The organism is Shinella sp. BE166, assembly GCF_051201095.1.
GTDB classification, from domain to species: Bacteria; Pseudomonadota; Alphaproteobacteria; order Rhizobiales; family Rhizobiaceae; genus Shinella; species Shinella lacus.
Genome location: NZ_JBPEHL010000010.1, coordinates 162,553 through 181,639, shown reverse-complemented (window position 1 = coordinate 181,639; position 19,087 = coordinate 162,553). Strand labels below are relative to the sequence as shown.

19 protein-coding genes are annotated in these 19,087 nt (G+C 65.1%); 11 read left to right on the top strand and 8 right to left on the bottom strand.

Translation table 11 applies throughout. The annotated features are described in order from the left end of the window. Window positions 1–22 precede the first annotated feature (22 nt). Together J2Y63_RS23055 and J2Y63_RS23050 are read left to right on the top strand one after the other, a co-directional pair. Window positions 23–769 carry a copper homeostasis protein CutC gene (locus tag J2Y63_RS23055; RefSeq protein WP_435267981.1) on the top strand — a complete coding sequence of 249 codons (747 nt, stop codon included), beginning with the start codon at window positions 23–25 and terminating at the stop codon, window positions 767–769. Between the two features lie 60 nt (window positions 770–829). Further along, on the top strand, window positions 830–1,336 hold the full coding sequence (locus tag J2Y63_RS23050; protein ID WP_435267980.1) for a CreA family protein: 507 nt from the start codon (window positions 830–832) through the stop codon (window positions 1,334–1,336). Between the two features lie 52 nt (window positions 1,337–1,388). On the opposite strand, the gene J2Y63_RS23045 is transcribed toward J2Y63_RS23050, so the two are convergent. From J2Y63_RS23045 to J2Y63_RS23035, 3 genes are all read right to left on the bottom strand, one after another. Then, the gene (locus tag J2Y63_RS23045) at window positions 1,389–1,751 is read right to left on the bottom strand and encodes a hypothetical protein (RefSeq protein WP_435267979.1); all 363 of its coding nucleotides are present in this window, start codon (window positions 1,749–1,751) and stop codon (window positions 1,389–1,391) included. A 200-nt stretch (window positions 1,752–1,951) separates the two neighbouring features. Next, window positions 1,952–2,416, bottom strand: coding sequence for a chemotaxis protein CheW (locus J2Y63_RS23040; RefSeq protein WP_256117111.1), 465 nt, complete (start codon window positions 2,414–2,416; stop codon window positions 1,952–1,954). Window positions 2,417–2,418: 2 nt separating this feature from the next. After that, complete coding sequence (locus J2Y63_RS23035; protein ID WP_435267978.1) at window positions 2,419–4,392, bottom strand: methyl-accepting chemotaxis protein; 1,974 nt, start codon at window positions 4,390–4,392, stop codon at window positions 2,419–2,421. Between the two features lie 292 nt (window positions 4,393–4,684). Between J2Y63_RS23035 and J2Y63_RS23030 the strand changes: the two genes are divergently transcribed. The 5 genes from J2Y63_RS23030 to J2Y63_RS23010 all read left to right on the top strand — a co-directional run bounded on the left by J2Y63_RS23030 (window position 4,685) and on the right by J2Y63_RS23010 (window position 9,293). After that, on the top strand, window positions 4,685–4,843 hold the full coding sequence (locus J2Y63_RS23030; protein ID WP_435267977.1) for a hypothetical protein: 159 nt from the start codon (window positions 4,685–4,687) through the stop codon (window positions 4,841–4,843). A gap of 113 nt (window positions 4,844–4,956) precedes the next feature. Then, entirely contained in the window at window positions 4,957–5,556 is a 600-nt protein-coding gene (locus J2Y63_RS23025) for an SCO family protein (protein ID WP_435267976.1), read from the top strand. Window positions 5,557–5,634: 78 nt separating this feature from the next. Beyond that, the gene (locus J2Y63_RS23020; RefSeq protein WP_435267975.1) at window positions 5,635–6,513 is read left to right on the top strand and encodes a 50S ribosomal protein L11 methyltransferase; all 879 of its coding nucleotides are present in this window, start codon (window positions 5,635–5,637) and stop codon (window positions 6,511–6,513) included. A gap of 360 nt (window positions 6,514–6,873) precedes the next feature. Continuing rightward, a complete protein-coding gene (locus J2Y63_RS23015; protein WP_435267974.1) occupies window positions 6,874–7,398 on the top strand; it encodes a hypothetical protein in 525 nt (174 codons plus the stop codon). A gap of 59 nt (window positions 7,399–7,457) precedes the next feature. Then, the gene (locus tag J2Y63_RS23010) at window positions 7,458–9,293 is read left to right on the top strand and encodes an aminopeptidase P family protein (RefSeq protein ID WP_435267973.1); all 1,836 of its coding nucleotides are present in this window, start codon (window positions 7,458–7,460) and stop codon (window positions 9,291–9,293) included. Here J2Y63_RS23010 and J2Y63_RS23005 read toward each other — a convergent pair. The 4 genes from J2Y63_RS23005 to panC all read right to left on the bottom strand — a co-directional run bounded on the left by J2Y63_RS23005 (window position 9,283) and on the right by panC (window position 12,289). Continuing rightward, a complete protein-coding gene (locus J2Y63_RS23005) occupies window positions 9,283–9,594 on the bottom strand; it encodes an AzlD family protein (RefSeq protein ID WP_256117121.1) in 312 nt (103 codons plus the stop codon). The two genes, J2Y63_RS23010 and J2Y63_RS23005, sit on opposite strands and share 11 nt — an antisense overlap. A 2-nt stretch (window positions 9,595–9,596) precedes the next feature. After that, window positions 9,597–10,328 (bottom strand): AzlC family ABC transporter permease, encoded by a 732-nt coding sequence (locus tag J2Y63_RS23000; RefSeq protein WP_435267972.1) that lies wholly within the window; start codon window positions 10,326–10,328, stop codon window positions 9,597–9,599. Window positions 10,329–10,587: 259 nt separating this feature from the next. Next, window positions 10,588–11,412 carry a 3-methyl-2-oxobutanoate hydroxymethyltransferase gene (gene panB / locus J2Y63_RS22995; protein WP_435267971.1) on the bottom strand — a complete coding sequence of 275 codons (825 nt, stop codon included), beginning with the start codon at window positions 11,410–11,412 and terminating at the stop codon, window positions 10,588–10,590. 1 nt (window position 11,413) lies between these two features. Further along, complete coding sequence (gene panC / locus J2Y63_RS22990; protein ID WP_435267970.1) at window positions 11,414–12,289, bottom strand: pantoate--beta-alanine ligase; 876 nt, start codon at window positions 12,287–12,289, stop codon at window positions 11,414–11,416. Window positions 12,290–12,568: 279 nt separating this feature from the next. On the opposite strand from panC, the gene J2Y63_RS22985 reads away from it, so the two are divergent. The 4 genes from J2Y63_RS22985 (at window position 12,569) to J2Y63_RS22970 (ending at window position 16,898) form a co-directional block, all read left to right on the top strand. Further along, window positions 12,569–14,509: a DEAD/DEAH box helicase gene (locus J2Y63_RS22985; RefSeq protein ID WP_435267969.1), complete on the top strand. Its 1,941-nt coding sequence runs from the start codon at window positions 12,569–12,571 to the stop codon at window positions 14,507–14,509. Window positions 14,510–14,582: 73 nt separating this feature from the next. Then, window positions 14,583–15,431: a TIGR02587 family membrane protein gene (locus tag J2Y63_RS22980; RefSeq protein ID WP_435267968.1), complete on the top strand. Its 849-nt coding sequence runs from the start codon at window positions 14,583–14,585 to the stop codon at window positions 15,429–15,431. Window positions 15,432–15,438: 7 nt separating this feature from the next. Beyond that, window positions 15,439–15,849 carry a TIGR02588 family protein gene (locus J2Y63_RS22975; protein ID WP_435267967.1) on the top strand — a complete coding sequence of 137 codons (411 nt, stop codon included), beginning with the start codon at window positions 15,439–15,441 and terminating at the stop codon, window positions 15,847–15,849. Window positions 15,850–15,977: 128 nt separating this feature from the next. Beyond that, on the top strand, window positions 15,978–16,898 hold the full coding sequence (locus J2Y63_RS22970; RefSeq protein WP_435267966.1) for a M23 family metallopeptidase: 921 nt from the start codon (window positions 15,978–15,980) through the stop codon (window positions 16,896–16,898). Here the strand turns inward: J2Y63_RS22970 and ligA are convergent. Next, on the bottom strand, window positions 16,895–19,051 hold the full coding sequence (gene ligA, locus J2Y63_RS22965; RefSeq protein WP_435267965.1) for an NAD-dependent DNA ligase LigA: 2,157 nt from the start codon (window positions 19,049–19,051) through the stop codon (window positions 16,895–16,897). The genes J2Y63_RS22970 and ligA overlap by 4 nt on opposite strands. Window positions 19,052–19,087: the final 36 nt, after the last annotated feature.

The window sequence follows — 19,087 nt, the reverse complement described above, 5'->3', positions numbered from 1 at the left end:
CCTCGAAGACCGGAAAAACGCCATGACCAAGCCCCTCATCGAACTCTGCGTCGAAGGCATCGACGGTTTCCTCGCTGCGCAGGATGCCGGCGCCGACCGGGTGGAGCTCTGCGCGAGCCTGGTCGAGGGCGGCCTGACGCCGAGCCTCGCCACCATCCGCGCCGCCGTGAAGTCGGCAAAAATCCCCGTACACGTCATCATTCGCCCCCGCGGCGGCGATTTCCTCTATTCGGAAACGGAATTCGAGACGATGGCCGAGGACATCAAGGCGCTGCGCGAGGAGGGTGTCGCGGGTGTCGTCATCGGCTGCCTGACACCGGACGGCCGGATCGACGAGGCGCGCACCAAAACGCTGGTCGAGGCTGCGCGCCCGATGTCCGTCACCTGCCACCGCGCCTTCGACATGACGGTGGATGCCCGCGAGGCGCTGGAAGCCCTCATCCGCTGCGGCGTGAACCGCGTGCTGACCTCCGGCCAGCGCGACACCGCCGTGGAAGGCATCGCCATCCTGAAAAGCGCCCACGAACAGGCGGCCGGCCGCATCACCGTCATGGGCTGCGGCGCGCTCGACGCGCAAAACATCAAAAAGGTCCGCGACGAGACCGGCCTGACCGAACTGCACTTCGCGGCGCTGACGACCGTGCCGAGCGGCATGACCTTCCGCAATCCGCATGTGGGCATGGGCGGCACGGAGAAGGACCGCGAATACGAACTGACGCTGACCGACAGGGACGCCGTGCGCGCCACCATTGCCGCCGCGAAATCCTGACGCGGCACCTTGCAAGCGGCGGTCCGTCCCTTACGTGATAGCGGAACAAGGAGACCAGACATGCCGCTCAAGACTTTTGCCTTTTTCCGCCCCCGCACGGTCGTCACCGCCGGCCTGCTGGCGCTCGCCGCCATGCCCGCGGCCGCCGAGACCGTCGGCAAGGTCGGCGTCGACTGGATCGGCAACGACATCTATGTCGACGCGGTGACCGACCCCGAGGTCTCCGGCGTCACCTGCCACGTCACCTATTTCGACCGTTCCGTCATCGACCGGCTGAAGAAGGGCAACTGGTTCGAGGACCCGTCGAACAACGCCATCTCCTGCCAGCAGACCGGCCCGATCACCATCGGCGACATCGAGCTCGACCGCGAGGGCGAGGAAGTCTTCAAGTCCGGCCTGTCGCTGATCTGGAAGGCGCTGATCGTCACGCGCATCTACGACAAGAAGAACGACACGCTGATCTACCTCGCCCATTCGCGCGAGCTGACCGAAGGTTCGGCAAAGATGTCGATCTCCACCGTGCCGCTCTACGGCGAGACGGTCACCTGGGAAAACGGCAAACCATAAAAAACGCCCCGGCACCTGAAAGGCCCGGGGCATTTTTTTGCGGACTAGCCATTTACTTAACGTAGACGACCTTGCCGCCCGTAGCAGAGGTCTGGATTTCCACGACGTTCTGCAGCTGGACGTTCTTGGAAGCCAGCGCGTCAGCCAGGCCCGGCACGCCCTGCAACTCGCTCTGAACCTTTTCCATGGTGGCCGGATCGTTTGCCTTCAGCGTCAGGCGCTCGGCCTCGCCGCGCTGGCTGTCATCGGCCTCAAGCGAGGAAATCTTCACGACGTCGACGCTATCGGCAGCGATGGAACCCGTCGACATGCCGTCGGATGTCATGGGTGCCGTGGCATCCTGCGCATAGGCGATGCCGGCGGCCGGAGCGATGGCGAGAAGCGAAGCAAGGGCGATGGTGACTGTCTTATTCATGGGAATTCTCCATTGTTTCTCTTTGGAAGCATGGAGGAAACGGCAACACCTTCGCTTGGTTCCTAATAAATCATCACAAGATCGTGCATTCAAAAGCGCAAATATTCGAAACTTCAGATGGAACTACTTGCCGACATGCAAAAGCACCCGACCGAAAAACGGTCGGGTGCATGAGGCCCGAGATACTTCCCTAGCCCCGATCAGGCGGCCTGGGCGAGTTCGTCGGCGATGACGGTGTCGAGGTTGAGGAAGCAGACCATCGACTTTTCCAGCGCAACGATGCCGCGGCAGAAGGCGCGCTGGGCTTCCGGAATGATTTCCGGCGCCGGCTGAAGGTCCTCGCTCTTGATGGTCATCATGTCGGAGACCTGCTCGACCAGCAGGCCGACCAGCTTGCCGGCAATGTCGGTGACGATGATGGCGGAACGCTCGGACGGCTCCGTCATCTTCATGCCGAGGCGGCAGGCCATGTCGATGACCGGAATAACGGCACCGCGCAGGTTGATGAGGCCGAGCACGTAGGGCGGCGTATGCGGCATCGGCGTCACCGGTGCCCAGCCGCGGATTTCGCGGATGGCCATGATGTCGATGCAGAATTCCTGTTCCCCTAAGTGAAAGGAGACGATTTCGAGAAAGGCGCCGGACTGTTTGATGGCGTTAGACATGATCAGAACTCTTCCCAGTTCTCGGCGGCGGCCTGGGCATTGCCTCTGGACGCTGCACTGCTGCTGAATGCTCCGGCAACCTTGGAGACAAGGTTTCTTGCCGGGGACGGGGCGGGACGGGAGGCGGTGGAGACCGCCCTCGGGCTACCGACGGAGGCGCGTGCGCCCTCGCGGATCTGGAACTGGCCGACGAGGCGCGAGAGGTTTTCCGCGTCCTGGGCCAGCGTATGGCTTGCCGCATTGGTCTCCTCGACCATGGCGGCGTTCTGCTGCGTCACCTGGTCCATCTGGGTGACGGCGACGTTGATTTCCTGGAGGCCGCTCGTCTGTTCGCGCGCGGCGGTGACGATCGAACTCATGTGCTCGTGGATGCGCAGCACGTCACCGCCGATGCGGCCGAGCGACTCACCGGTCGCCTGCACCAGGCGGGAGCCCGTCTTCACCTCTTCCGAGGAGCGCGTGACGAGGCTCTTGATGTCCTTGGCCGCACCGGCCGCGCGCTGGGCGAGTTCACGCACCTCCTGCGCCACGACCGCAAAGCCCTTGCCGGCCTCGCCCGCACGGGCGGCTTCAACACCGGCATTCAGCGCCAAGAGGTTGGTCTGGAAGGCGATCTCGTCGATGACGTTGATGATCTTGCCGATCTCGCTGGATGCGCCTTCGATGCGCTGCATGGCCGCCATGGCGTCGCTGACGATGCGCTCGGATTCCACCGCGCTCGCCTTGGTCGAATCGACCATCTGGCCGGCTTCTTCCGCCCGCGCCGTCGCGGTGCGCACGGTGGTCATGATCTCTTCGAGCGCCGCGGAGGTTTCCTCCAGCGAGGCGGCCTGCTGTTCGGTCCGGCGCGCGAGGTCGTCGGCGGCAGCACGCATCTGCCCGCTGTTCGACTGGATGGAGCCGGTATTGTCCTTCACCTCGGCCATGACATTGCGCAGGCGCTCGACGGTGTTGTTGAAGTCGCTGCGCAACTGCTCGAGATCGGCGCGGAAGGGATCGAGGAGAACGACCGTCAGGTCACCGTCCGACAGACGGTTGAGGCCGCGGCCGAGCGCCTCGACGGCCACCTTGACCTGCTGCTCGTCGTCGCGGGCGACGGCCTCGCGGCCGTGCCGCTCGGTCTCGATCTTCGCACGGGTCTCTTCGTTCGCCTGTTCCAGCGCGCGCTTTTCGACGGCGGCGTGGCGGAAGGCTTCCGCGGAGCGCGCCATCTCGCCGATCTCGTCGCCCCGTTCGGTGGCAGCGACGGCGGTGTTGAGGTCGCCGGAAAGAATCCGCTGCATGCTGTCGCGCACGGCGAAGATGCCCCGGCGCAGCATGTTGCCGTGATAGACGATCAGGCCGAGCAGCGTGATCATGCCGAAAAGGCCGATGGCGATCTGGTACTGGATGGATGTCGACGAGGCATGCTGCGCATCATTGACGCGCGCCTGAAGCAGCGCCGAGCCTTCCTCGGCCAGTGCGCCGAGCACCGTCGTCATGCGCTCGCCGCCGCTGTCGATGGCGTCGTCGATCGCCGCGAAGGCTTCGATCGGCGCGCCTTCCTCGATCATCTTCTTGAGATCAACGGCTATCGCGGTTTCGATCTGCTGCAGATCGCCCGTAAACGAATCGAGAGCGGCCGGCTTGCCGAGCTCTACGGCCAAGGCCTTAGCCCCCTCCACACCATCTTTCAGCGTCTTCAGCGATGCGGCGATGGTTTCCAGCCGCGCCGGCTGGATGGCTTTCTCGTCGCGATCGATGATGCTGTCCATTGCGACGAGCACCAGATCGACATTGGCAAGCCGCATGGCCTCCACAACATCAACGTGATTCTGGATGGAGACGGCGGCCTCGGAGGCCGCGCGGATCGTCGTGCCGCCGTACCAGCCGGCGGCGAGCATCGCGCCGAAGCCGAGGAAAGCGGCGGCGCCGAGCGTCGCAAGACGGGAACTGACGGAAAGGGTCCGGCCCTTCGCTGAAATTTCGTGAGACATGATGCGGTTCGCCCGATCGAGCCCGGCCCTCGCCGCGGCATCCCTTCTGGATCCTGGGTGAAATACGCTTCCTCGCCGTCTCCCGCGGTCGATGGACATCATGCCCGATGGACCGATTCCGGCCCTTATGCGTATCCGGACCGTGACAAAGAGAGATTAAACAATGGCTAAGGATTGAGTGCGGGAACCTGTATTTTAGTAAAAATTGATAGATTCCGATCAGCCGGATTACCACACGTTGCGTGAGGGGGAGCGGTTCCAAAACCTGCCGTTTCACGCTATACTCGCGCGCATGGAAAAGACCACCAGCCGATATATCGCCCTGCCCGCTGCGCTCGTCGCGCTCGGCCTTGGCGTCATGGCCGCCACCGCCGCCTTTGCCGGCTGGCTGGAGCATGGCTCGGCGATCTTCCTGAGCCTTGCGGAATCCGGCATGGCCTGGTGCTTCTGATCACAATCCCGCGAGCATTTCCCGTTGCGGCAATTGGCGCCTTTGCTCCCGCCCCGGCGAAGGACTATGACACCGGCGAACACCTGCCGACATAGCCCCATCGAAGGACTGCCATGAAGACCCTGCGCCTCGTACTCTGGATCGCCGTCGCCCTCGTCGCCGCGCTGCTCGGCTGGCTGACGCTGGAAATGACCGGCGCGAAGAACGAGGTGACGGGCGGCCCGTTCGGCGTGCCCTTCACGCTCGTCGCGCAGGATGGCAAGCCGATCAGCGAAAAGGCCTTCACCGGCAAGCCGACCGCCCTGTTCTTCGGTTTCACCCATTGCCCGGAGGTCTGCCCGACCACGCTGTTCGAGCTGAACGGCTGGCTGAGCAAGGTCGATCCGGACGGATCGAAGATGCAGGCCTATTTCATCACCGTCGATCCCGAGCGCGATACGCCGGAACTGATCGGCCAGTATGTCGGCAACGTCTCCAAGCGCATCACCGGCATTTCCGGCCCGCCGGAAAAGGTTCTGGAGATGGTCAAGGGTTTCCGCGTCTACTATCGCAAGGTGCCGCTCGACGAAAAGAAGCCGGATGGCGACTACACGATGGACCATACCGCATCCGTCTTCCTGCTCGACTCGACCGGCCGCTTCACCGGCACGATCGCGTATGGCGAGAATGCCGACGTCGCCGAACAGAAGCTCGCGAACCTCATCAAGGGATAAGCGGCGCGGCGGGCGATCCGCCTTTGCCCTCGGCTTTCGGACATGCTAGGCGGAGCCCTGACAACAGGGACCCCAGCCGTGAGCGAAATCCGCCTCTACATCACCACGACCGAGAAGCTGGCCGATGCCGCACTCTCGCTGATGACCGACGCCTTCGAGGAAGAAGGCTACGCCATCGCGACGATGGAGATCGACGAGAAGCGGGACATCTGGGAAGCGTCCATCTATATGTTCCGCCCGGACGAGGCGGACATCCACGCGCGCTTTGCGGCCCTGCTGGCCGCCGATTTCCCCGATGCCGAAATCCAGCGCGAGGAACTGCCGGACATCGACTGGATCGCCAAGTCGCTGGAAGGGCTGAAGCCCGTGCGCGCCGCCCGCTTCGTGGTGCACGGCTCGCATGACCGCGGCAAGGTGCGCGCCGGCGAGATCGCCATCGAGATCGACGCCGGCCAGGCCTTCGGCACCGGCCATCACGGCACGACGGCGGGCTGCCTTGAGGTCATCTCCGACGTGATGCGGTCCCGCAGAGTCAGGCGCGTGCTTGACCTTGGGACAGGCAGCGGCGTGCTGGCGATCGCCGCGCGCAAGCTCGGCCCCGTCCAGGTGCTCGCCACCGACATCGACCCGATCGCCACCCGCGTCGCGTGCGAAAACGTCCGCCTCAATGGCATCGCTTCCGGCATCGCGCTGGAAACCGCGCCGGGCTTCCACTCCACCGCCTTCGGCCGCCACGGCCCCTTCGACCTGATCATCGCCAACATCCTCGCCCGCCCGCTGATGCGCATGGCGCCGCAGCTTGCCGCGCAGCTCGCGCCGGGCGGCGACGTTATCCTGTCGGGCATCTTGGCCTCGCAGCGCTGGAAGGTGCTGGCGGCCTATAACGGCGCCGGCCTGCGCCATGTGCGCACCATCTGGCGCGAAGGCTGGGTGACGATCCATCTCGATCGTCGCTGAAGCGGGAAAAGAAAAAGGCGGTGCCAGAGGCACCGCCTATGGACCGGCGAACCGGCCATGCCCGCGAGCTTGAGGAGGAGGAGCGCTCAAGCGGGCCTATGTGTTCCGAGCGCCTTCCCGGAGGAGGGAGGAGGAGTGACCGGCAAGACGCCTGATCGGAACACCTAGCTTTTTGCGATTCGAAGGACTGGAGGAACTTTCACTTCGTTTCGCTTGAAGCGCGTTTTAAGTTCGCTCCGTTGGCGCTGCTTATAATCGATTCAGAAAATCGCGACAGAGCCTTTGTGGAATAGGTGCCATGCGCAAGATGCATAAGTCCAATCCAAGACCTCTTCAAACCACGGACGGACCCCTCTGACCATGGCTGCGACCATCATCCCGCTCATCGCGCTCGCCGTCATCGTCTTCGTGCTCTGGATCGCGATCCGCGCCACCATCCAGGCCCGCCGCAACCCGCAGGCCATTGAAAGCACGACGCGTTCGGAGGAAGACCGCCGTCGCGTTTCGGAATCCTTGCGCGATGCGCTGGACAAAAAACCGCTCGGCGCGCCGCTGGCCGAGCGCATCTGGCGCAAGCTGATGCAGGAACAGCCGAACCACGGCGTGATCTACGATTTTCACCGCGATTTCTGCGGTCAGGGCCTCATCCGCACCGAAGGCGGCGTGATGCTGGCGGATGTGCAGGATGGCGGCGTCTATTTCGGCACGCCGATTGCCGAATGGGCGATCGAAGCGGAGTTCGTCGCCTTCTTCGCCCGCCAGTCGGATTTTTCGATGAGCGGCTGGGATGCGGGCGAACCCGTCTTCTTCACCGATGACGACTGGTATCGCAACAACCAGCGCCTCACCCGCGCCGTGCTGGAACGATACCTTTCCCGCCTTTGACGCGGGGGAACGATCGGCTAGATTGCCGGCACGATTCATCGCCTTACCGGAAGTCCCCCATGTTCCAGAGTTTCGACGTCACCTCCACGCCCCAGTTCGGCCGCGAACGCGCGGATGCGCTGCGCGCCTCCTTCGACGCGCTCGGCATTGACGGTTTCCTCGTGCCGCGCGCCGACGAATACCAGGGCGAATACGTGCCGGCCTCGGCCGAGCGTCTGTCCTGGCTGACGGGTTTTACCGGCTCGGCCGGCGTCGCCCTCGTCATGCGCGGCCAGGCGATCGTCTTCGTCGATGGCCGCTACGTCACCCAGCTTGCCGAACAGGTGGACGGCGGCGTCTTCACCGGCGGCGACCTCGTCGGCGAGCCGCCGCATCTCTGGCTGCAAAACCACGCACCGAAGGGTTTTCGGCTCGGCATCGACCCGTGGCTGCATACCGGTGCGGACGTGCGCCGGCTGGAAAAGGCGCTAGCGGGCCTCGGCGGCACGCTCGTCTTCCTGCCGCACAATCCGCTCGACAAGGCCTGGACCGGCCGCCCGGCCGAACCGCTCGGCCGCGTCACCATCCAGGCCATCGACCAGGCCGGCGAACTCGCCCGCGATAAACTCGTGAAGATGGCGGAAGCCACCGCCAAAGCCGGCGCCGACGCGCTGGCCGTCACCGACCCCTCCTCAATCGCCTGGATCTTCAACATCCGCGGCAGCGACGTGCCGCACACGCCGCATCCGCTCGCCCGCGCCATCATCCCGGCAAACGGCCGACCGCAGCTCTTCCTCGACAAGCGCAAGACCGGCATCGAGCAGGAAGCCTATCTCACCCAGCTCGCCGACCTTGTCGCGCCCTCGCAGTTCGACGAACGCATCGCGGCGCTGGCGGCAGAGGGAAAACGCATCCTCATCGATCCCGACCAGGCGCCCTTCGCGCTCGCCGAGATCGTGCGCGCCAAGGGCGGCACGCTGGTCGAGGCGGTCGATCCCGCCCGCCTGCCCCGCGCCTGCAAGAATGCCGTCGAGCTTCAGGGCTCGGCGCGCGCGCATCTGCAGGATGGTGCTGCCATGGTCGAGTTCCTGGCATGGCTGGACAGCACGACGCCGGGCTCGCAGACCGAAATCGCCGTGACCAGGAAACTGGAAGAGGTGCGCCGCAATGTCGGCGAGCGCCAGCAGAACCCGCTGAAGGACGTCTCCTTCGACACGATCGCCGGCGCCGGCGCACATGCCGCCATCATGCACTACCGCGTGACGACCGAAACGGACTCGACCCTTGAACCGGGCACGCTGTTCCTCATCGATTCCGGCGCGCAATATATCAACGGCACGACTGACATCACCCGCACGGTGGCGACCGGCGCGGTGCCGGAGGAACAGAAGCGCTTCTTCACGCTGGTGCTGAAGGGCATGATCGCGATTAGCACCGCCCGGTTCCCGAAGGGCTCGCGCGGCTGCGACCTCGATCCGCTGGCCCGCATCGCACTGTGGAAGGCGGGCGCCGATTTCGCCCATGGCACCGGCCACGGCGTCGGCTCCTACCTCTCGGTGCACGAGGGCCCACAGCGCATCGCGCGGCTGTCGACGCAGGAGCTTCTCGCCGGCATGATCCTGTCGAACGAGCCCGGCTATTACCGCCCCGGCGCCTTCGGCATCCGCATCGAGAACCTGATCCACATCTTGCCGGCAGCCCCCGTCGAGGGCGGCGATCTCGACATGCTCAGCTTCGAGACGCTGACCTTCTGCCCGATCGACCGCCGCCTCGTGGTCGCATCGTTACTGACGGACGAGGAACTCGCCTGGCTCAACGCCTATCACGTCGAAACGCGCGAAAAGCTCCTGCCGCTGCTGTCGGATGACGCAACGAAACGCTGGCTCGAACAGGCGACGGCAGTGATCAGCCGATGACGTGACGCAGAGTCATCACGACGATCCAGCCGATCGCCAGCATCGGCAGGACGGAGAGGCGCAGGCCCACCACCAGCGCGACGAGCAGGGTGAGGCTCACGTCGAGTCCACCCGTTACGGCAGCCGGCGCCACCAGCGTGGTGAGCACGGCCGCCGGAACGGCATTCAGCGCCGCCTCGACGCGCGGCGGGATACGCTTCATGCGCGTGATGAAGACATAACCGCCGATGCGCGTGAGATAGGTGGCGATGGCGCCGGCGGCGATGATCAGCAGCGTCTGCGTGTGAAAGAACGTTTCCATGTTCACGCCTCCCCTTCCGCGGTCTCGCCGAGGGTCGCGGCCTCCTTGCCCTCGAGCGGCAGCACGGCCGCAACGAGGATGCCGGCAAGCGCCCCGAGGCTGACATGCCAGGGCGAACCGACGAAATGCAGCGCCAGGATCGAGCCCGCGCCCGAGGCGAGCACCACCGGCAGCCAGTTCGCCCGGCTGCGGAAGCCCAGAACGAGGCCCATGAAATAGATGGGCAACAGCACGTCGATGCCGATCGCCTTGGGATCGCCGATCAGGTTGCCGAGGAAGCCCCCGATAATGGTGAGGCAGAGCCAGGGCACATAGACGCTGAGGCCAAGCACCATGGACCAGATATAGCTGACGCGGATGCCGGAATCGGCCCGCCGCTCGGTTTCGGCGAACTGCGGGTCGGTCAGCAGGAACAGCGACGTCGCCTTCTGCCAGAAAGTGAGATGCCGGATATGCGCAGCGATCGCCGCCGAATAGAGCACATGGCGGAAGTTGACGGCGAAGATCGACAGCACCACCAGCCACGGCGCCACATGATGGTTGAAGAGCTCGACGCCGACGAGCTGGCTCGCCCCGGCATAAAGCGTGGCGCTCATCAGCGCCGCTTCCGCGATCGTCAGGCCGTTATCGACGGCGACGGCGCCGAACAGCACGGCGAACGGGGCGGCGGCGATTGCGACGGCACTGCCACGCCGGAAGGCGTCGCGGATTTCTTCTTTCGTGGCGGGGGTCATGGGTCTGCTCAATGTTGCAATGGCGAAGCCATAGAGCAGCAACGGCCCACCCGCAAACCAATATGACTGATGGACCGTTCAGCGCCGTTGATCATTCAACGCCGTTTTCAGCCTGGCGCTGATGGATGCCAGCTCACTCTCCTCCGTCATCCTCGGGCTTGACCCGAGGATCCACGCCACGAATTCAAGGCGTGCCGCAGGTGTCCTCGGGTCAAGCCCGAGGATGACGGAGGAGAGGTTCTACAAAGCGGCGCTGAGATCAGCTCTTTTTGAGCTGAAACGTGTGCTCGGGACCGGGGAAGCTGCGCGCCTTCACCTCCGCGGCATAGGTCGCGAAGGCTTCGCTCATGACCGGGGCCAGGTTGGCGAAATGCTTGACGAAGCGCGGCTTGAAATCGGTGAAGATGCCGAGCACGTCGTCGACCACCAGCACTTGACCGTCGCATTCCGGCGAAGCGCCGATGCCGATGGTCGGGGCCTTGACCTTGCCGGTAATTTCGCGCGCCAGCGGCTCCACGGTGCCCTCGATGACGATGGCGAAGGCGCCGGCATCGTCGATGGCCGCGGCATCCCGGCGGATCTTCTCGACTTCCTTGTCATTGCGGCCGAGCGAGCGATAGCCGCCCGTCGTGTTGATGAGCTGCGGCATCAGGCCGACATGGCCGAGCACCGGAATGCCGCGCTGGGTGAGGAAATCCACCGTCTCGGCCATTTCCGCGCCGCCTTCCAGCTTGATCGCCGAACAGCCGGTTTCCTTCAGCACGCGCGCGGCCGTGGCGAAGGCCTGTTCCTTCGACTGCTGGTAGGAGCCGAACGGCAGGTCGACGACGACGCAGGCATTGGAGGAGCCACGCATGACGGCCTGGCCGTGGGCGATCATCATCTCGATCGTCACGCCGACGGTCGAATCCAGCCCGTAGAGCACCATGCCGAGGCTGTCGCCGACCAGCATGAAATCGACATGCGGATCCATGAGCTTGGCGACCGGCGTCGTATAGGCGGTGAGGCTGACGATGGGGCGGTCACCCTTGAGGGCGCGGATGTCGGCGGGCGCCAGACGGCGTTTCGCAGTGTGTACGCTCATGTCACGCTACCTTTGCAATTTTCACGTTTTTCGGGTCGATGACCCGGTTGTCGAGGAGTTTCGTGCTCCCGAAGCGCACGAAAAGCAACAAAAGAACCGGCTTTTCACCGATTCCGTCTATAGCGGCCAGCGTTTCCGGGTCGCGTAGCGCAACCACTTCGGGCCTGGCCAAGGGCTCGGCGCGCAGGAAGGCGGTGACAGCCTCCTCCACCCGCGCCGCATCCGTTTCGCCGGTGGCGATCAGCCGTTCGGCCTCGTTGAGCGCCCGCGGTACGATGGCGGCGGCGGCGCGTTCCTCCGGAGAAAGATAGACATTGCGCGACGAACAGGCGAGCCCGTCGGCCTCGCGCACCGTCGGCACGCCGATCACCTCGACGGGCTGGGCGAGGTCCTCGGCCATGCGGCGGATGATGGTGAGCTGCTGGAAATCCTTCTCGCCGAAATAGGCGCGGTCAGGGCCTGCAATGTTGAAGAGTTTCGTCACGACCGTCGCGACGCCGGCGAAATGGCCGGGGCGCACGGAGCCTTCCAGCTCGGCGCCGAGCTTCGGCACGTCGACCACCGTCTCCATCGGCCGCGGATACATGTCCGCCACGCCGGGCGCGAAAAGATAGTGCACGCCCTCGGCTTCCAGCATCGCCTGGTCGCGGGCGAGATCGCGCGGATAACGCGCCAGATCCTCGTTGGCGCCGAACTGCAGCGGATTGACGAAAATGGTGGCGACGACGATGTCGTTTTCGGCGCGCGCCCGGCGGGCGAGCTCCATATGGCCGACATGAAGATAGCCCATGGTGGGCACGAGGCCGATGGTGCGGCCGTCGAGCCGGTGCGGCGCAAGGGCCGCGCGCAAATCCGCGATGGTGGTGAACGTCTGCATCGGCGGCTCCTCCTTGCTCTCGCCCTCTCCCGCAGGCGATGCCCCGCGCGGTCTCTTCCGGACCATCTTGAGGGGGCGCCGTTTTCTATCTTGTGCAGCGCAAAAAGACAATCGGCAAACACCTTTGCCGGCGATCCGCCGACCCGCTGGGCAGCGTTGCGTTTTGCGCACTGTACATTTCGGCCAATCGCCGGTAGAGAGCGCACCACACGCCCGTCACGGATGGGCTGAGAGTGCGACGCCAGTCCGTCGCGGAACCCGAATTCCGAAAGACCCTAGATGACAAGTTTTGAAGGCCTCGCTCCGGCGATGGCAAAGGCGTTGGAAAAACGCGGCTACACCACGTTGACGCCCGTCCAGATCGCCGTCTCCGACCCCAAGCTCAGTGACGCCGACGCGCTGGTCTCCGCGCAGACCGGCTCCGGCAAGACCGTGGCCTTCGGCCTGGCGCTCGCGCCCACGCTGCTCGGCGGCGCGGAACGCTTCGAGCGCGCCGCAAGCCCGCTCGCCCTCGTCATCGCGCCGACCCGCGAACTCGCCATGCAGGTCAACCGCGAACTGGACTGGCTCTACGAGATGACCGGCGCCGTCATGGCCTCCTGCGTCGGCGGCATGGACATGCGCACCGAACGCCGCGTGCTTGAGCGCGGCGCGCACATCATCGTCGGCACGCCCGGCCGCCTGCGCGACCACATCACCCGCGGCAACCTCGACTTGAGCGCCATCCGCGCCGTCGTGCTCGACGAAGCCGATGAGATGCTCGACCTCGGTTTCCGCGAGGACCTCGAATTCATCCTCGAAGCTGCACCCGAAGATCGCCGCACGCTGATGTTCTCGGCCACCGTGCCGAAGGAAATCGCGGCCCTTGCGAAAAACTACCAGCGCAACGCGATGCGCATCTCGACCGCCGCCGAACGCGAGCAGCATGTCGACATCGACTATCGCGCCCTGCTCGTGGCGCCCTCCGACCGCGAGAACGCCATCATCAACGTTCTGCGCTTCTACGATGCCCAGAACGCCATCGTTTTCTGTTCGACGCGTGCCGCGGTGAACCACCTCACCGCGCGCTTCAACAATCGCGGCTTCTCGGTCGTGGCGCTGTCGGGCGAACTCAGCCAGAACGAACGCACCCACGCGCTCCAGGCGATGCGTGACGGCCGCGCCCGCGTCTGCATCGCGACCGACGTCGCGGCCCGCGGCATCGACCTGCCGAACCTCGAACTGGTCATCCATGCCGACCTGCCGACCAACCCGGACACGCTGCTGCACCGTTCGGGCCGCACCGGCCGCGCCGGCCGCAAGGGCGTCAGCGCCCTCATCGTGCCGCTGAGCGCGCGCCGCAAGGCCGAGCGCCTGCTCCAGATTGCCAACCTCAAGGCGAACTGGGCAACCCCGCCCTCGGCCGAGGACATCCTGCGCCGCGACGACGAGCGCCTGCTCGCCGACCCGACGCTGACCGACAAGATCGGCGAAGACGAGATCGAAACCATCGACGCTCTCGTCGCGCGCTACGATGCGAAACAGCTTGCCGCCGCCGTCGCCCGCTTCTTCAAGGCCGGCCGTTCGGCGCCGGAAGACCTGATCGAGGTCTCGCTCGAACAGCGCAAGCCGCGCGAACGCGGCAACGATTTCATCCCGGCCGAAACCAAGCGCCCGCGCGACGGTTTTGGCTCCAGCGTCTGGATTTCCGTCTCGGTCGGCCGCAAGCAGCGCGCCGAGCCGCGCTGGCTGATCCCGATGCTCTGCCGCAACGGCAACATCACCAAGAACGAGATCGGCGCGATCAAGATGCAGCCGGAAGAGACCTTCGTGGAACTCTCCGCCGCCGCCGCCGATGGTTTCCTCGGCCATCTCGGCCCGACCAGCATGCTGGAGCGCGGCATCCGCGTGACGAAGCTCGACGGCCAGCCGGATCTCACCCCACAGCCCTATGAGCGCATGCCCGGCGAGAAGAACCCGCGCTACGACAAGCCGGAGCGCCGCCCCGACTGGAAGCCGAAGGGCGAATTCGACAAGAAGCCGCGTTTCGAGAAGCGTGACGGCGACAAGCCGGCGGGTGCCGCCGCCAAGCCGCACTGGAAGGACCGCGACGGCGACAGCAAGAAGCCGGCAAAACCCTTCACCGGTGCAAAGCCCTTCAAGGGCAAACGCGATGAAAAATTCGCCAAGCCGGACGGCGCCCCGCGCAAGCCCAAGGCAAAGAAGCCGGATTACTCCTGACGGCCTTCGGCGGCGCGGAACTATCATGACCGCGCCGCGTTACCCTCGCGCTTTTGCGTGGGGGGTTTTTTGAATGGCAGGCGAAGCGGCATCCGCCCGGGACGAGAGAAGTGAATTCAGCCGCTTCGTGACCGGCCTCGGCCGCGGCGTCGCCGGCGCGCTGTTCCTGGCGCTGCCCATGCTGATGACCATGGAAATGTGGTATCTCGGCTTCTATATGGCGCGCGAACGCCTGCTGCTGCTTCTCCTCATCAACATTCCCCTGCTCGTGCTGCTCGCCCATCGCATCGGCTTCGAGGAGACCTTCACCTGGCGCGAGGCGTTCCGCGACGCGATCATCGCCTATGGCATCGGCATTCTCACCAGCCTCGTCGTGCTGTCGGCGCTAGGCCTGCTGAAAGGCGGCATGCCGGCAAGCGAACTCGTCGGCAAGGTCGCGCTGCAATCGGTGCCCGCCAGCATCGGCGCCATGCTCGGCCGCAGCCAGCTCGGCCATGACGACGACAAGGACAGCGACGACGCGAAGGAAACGCGCTACCCCGCCGAACTCCTGATGATGGGAGCAGGCGCGCTCTTCCTCTCGCTCAACATCGCGCCGACCGACGAGATGATGGTGCTCGCCTACAAGATGACGATCTGGCACGCCATCGTGGTCACCGTCCTCTCCATCGCGCTCATGCACGGCTTCGTCTATGCGGTGTCCTTTACCGGCGGGCACGAACTCTCGCCGGAAACCCCCTGGTGGCACGCCTTCGTGCGCTTCACCTTACCGGGCTATGTCATCGCGCTGTCGATCAGCGTCTTCACGCTGTGGATCTTCGAGCGCCTCGGCGACAGTTCCGCCGTCGAGATCATGCTCTCCGTCATCGTGCTCGGTTTTCCCGCTTCGCTCGGCGCTGCCGCCGCGCGGCTCATCCTGTGAGGCGACCATGACGAAGACCGAAAAGGGCCGCCACCAGGAACGCCACGATCCGCACTGGATCGAATGGCTGACCGGCCTCGTCTCCGCCGTGCTCATCGCCGGCATGCTCGGCTGGCTTGGCTGGGAGGCCTTTACCCGCGAGGCGACGCCGCCGGACCTCTCCATCACCGTGCTGACGACGGAAAAGGCCGCGACCGGCCACCGCGTCACCTTCGACATCTACAATACCGCGACCACCACCGCCGCGGCCGTCACTGTCATCGGCCGGCTGACGGAGGGCGACAGGGTGATCGAGGAAAACCATGTCGTCTTCGACTATGTCGCAGCCGAATCGAAAGCGACCGGCGCCATCCTGTTCCAGGCCGATCCGGCCGGCCGCACGCTCGATATCCGTCCGGCGGGATATACCGATCCGTAAGTCAACGACAAGCTGTGGACGGTGGCCGGCAAGGTGGAACCAATTTCGCCCCGATGGATTGAGCAGGAGGCAACCGTCCGTGTCCGCCCGCGAGAAAAGGGCATGGCAGATCCCGCAAGGCTCGAACCATGGAAATGCCCCTTCTCATCCTGCTGACGACGCAGGTCCTCCTGCCAGCCTTCTTTCTTCTATGGCTATGGCTGCCGCGCCCGCCCGACAGGCTGGGCTGGATCATGCGCGTGCTCTACGGCGCATCCTATTTCGCCTTCATCCCCGTCATCGGCCGCTGGGATTTTCTGAGCACCACGCTGGCGATCCTGCTGCCGGTCGCCTTCACCGCCTGCGCCGCCCTCTCCTACCAGCGCCTGCGCGGCCGCGACTGGAACCGCTCGCCCTCGACGATGCGCGCGCATGGTTTTACCGCGGCGATGGCGGTGTTCTTCCTGGCGCTCACCGCCCGCGCGCTGTCGGGCTACGGCTATCAGGATAGCGCCGTGGAGCTCGCCTTCCCCTTTGCCGCCGGCCACTACTATATCGGCCAGGGCGGCAGCGCCACGGCGATCAACAACCACCACGCCGACCAGAGCCAGCGCTTCGCGCTCGATATCGTCGCGCTCAACGGCTTTGGCGCCCGCGCCGATGGGCTGATGCCGAAAGAGCTGTCCGACTACGAGATCTTCGACCGGGAGGTGAAAAGCCCGTGCACCGGCGTCGCAATCTCGATCCATGACGGCGTCGACGACAACCGCATCTTCGAAACCAACACCGAGCAGCCGGCCGGCAACCACGTCATCCTCGCCTGCGGCACGGCGCGCATCCTGCTCGCGCATTTCCGCAAGGGCTCGATTGCGGTCGCGGCCGGTTCCATCGTCAGCGAAGGCGAGGCGCTCGGCCGCGTCGGCAATTCCGGCAACTCGACCGAACCGCACCTGCACATGCACGCCTATCTTGGCGGCACGCTCGACTACAATGCAGGCCAGGGCGTGCCGATGACCTTCGACGGCCGCTTCCTCGTGCGCGGCTCGACCGTCACTGTCCCCCAGAATTAGGATTTGATCCGCTCGAACCAGCCGTCCTCGTCGATCACCTCGACATTGAATTCCTTCGCCTTGTCGAGCTTGGAGCCGGCGCCCGGTCCTGCCACCACGAGATCGGTCTTCTTGGACACCGAGCCCGCCACCTTGGCGCCCAGCCGCTCGGCCATCGCCTTCGCCTCGTCACGCGTCATCTTCTCCAGCGAGCCGGTGAACACCACCGTCTTGCCGGCGACCGGGCTTGAGGTGACGACCACCGCTTCGGCAGCCTCCGGCGTCACCTCCTGCAACAGCCGGCCGATCACGTCGAGATTGCGCGGCTCCTTGTAGAACTCCACCATCGCCCGGGCGACAACCTCGCCGATGCCGTCGATGCTGTTGAGCTCGCTCCAGGCCTCGCCCGAGAGCGAGACGGACGCCGTCATCGCTTCCGCGAAAGCGGCATACGTGCCGTAGGCACGCGCCAGAAGCTTGGCATTCGTCTCGCCGACATGGCGGATGCCGAGCGCGTAGATGAAGCGGTTGAGGGAAATCGACCGGCGCGCATCGATGGCGTCGTAGAGTTTGCGCACGCTCACCTTGCCGAAGCCGTCGATGTTTTCGAGCTTGGTGAGCGAATCCGCCTGCCGCTTTTCCAGCGTAAAAATATCAGGCGCGGTGCGGATCGTCAGCGACGGGTCCTCCGCCTCGAAGAAGAAGTCGATCTGCTTCGAGCCCAGCCCCTCGATATCGAAGGCGTTGCGCGAGACGAAATGCTTGAGATGCTCCACCGCCTGCGCGCGGCAGACGAAGCCGCCGGTGCAGCGCGTGACCGAATCGAGCCGGCCCGTCTTTTCGTTGCGCTCGCGCACCGCGTGACTGCCGCAGACCGGGCAGGTTTTCGGGAATTCGTAGGCGACGGCATCGGCCGGCCGCTTTTCCATCACCACGTCCAGCACCTGCGGGATCACGTCGCCCGCGCGCTGCACGATGACGGTGTCGCCGATGCGGATATCGTGCCCCTCGGCACGGATACGCTCGCCGCTATTGCCGATGCCCTCGATATAGTCGGCGTTGTGCAGCGTCGCATTGGTGACGACCACGCCACCGACGGTAACGGGCGTGAGCCGCGCGACGGGCGTCAGCGCGCCGGTGCGGCCCACCTGGATGTCGATCTTCTCCACGGTGGTGAAGGCCTGCTCGGCCGGGAATTTATGCGCGGTCGCCCAGCGCGGCGACCGGGAGCGGAAACCGAGCCGCTCCTGCAGCGCCAACTCGTCCACCTTGTAGACGACGCCGTCGATGTCGTAGTCGAGATCCGGGCGGGCAAGGCCGATCTCGCGGTAATGCGCGATGATATCATCCACGCGCGACAGCCGCTTCGTCATCGGATTGACGGGGAAACCCCAGGATTTCAGCACCTCGATCATGCCATATTGCGTATCGGCCGGCATAGCCGACATCTCGCCCCAGGCATAGGCGAAGAAGCGCAGCCTGCGGCTCGCCGTCACCGTGGCATCGAGCTGGCGCAGCGAGCCTGCGGCGGTGTTGCGCGGGTTGACGTAGGTCTGCTTGCCGTCCGCCGCCATCTTCTCGTTCAGCGCCAGGAAGTCGCTCTTGGCCATATAGACTTCGCCGCGCACCTCCACGACGTCAGGCGCGCCGGCCGGCAGGCGGTTGGGGATTTCGCCGATGGTCAGCACATTGGCCGTGACGTTTTCGCCCGTCGTGCCGTCGCCGCGTGTCGCGGCGCTGACCAGCCGGCCGTTCTCGTAGCGGATCGACATGGAAAGCCCGTCGATCTTCGGCTCGGCGGTAAAGGCGATCGATTCGTCCGGCAGGCGGCCGAGGAAGCGGTAGACCGAATTGACGAAATCGCGCACGTCCTCGTCGGAAAACGTGTTGTCGAGCGACAGCATCGGGCGGGAATGGGTGATCGGCGCGAAGGTCGGCAGCGGTGCGGAACCCACCCGGCGCGACGGGCTGTCATCGCGCACCAGCGCCGGAAAACGCGCCTCGATCTCCTCGTTGCGCCGCTTCAGCGCATCATAGTCGGCATCCGAAATCTCAGGCGCATCCTGCCCGTGATAGAGCTCGTCATTGCGCGCGATCTCCGCCGCCAGAAAGGCCAGCTCGGCCGCAGCCTCTTCTTCGGTCAGGGTCTCGACGGGTGTTTTCGCGTTCGCCATGGCATGCTCCGGATTTGGAGTCGTTTTAGAGCAAAC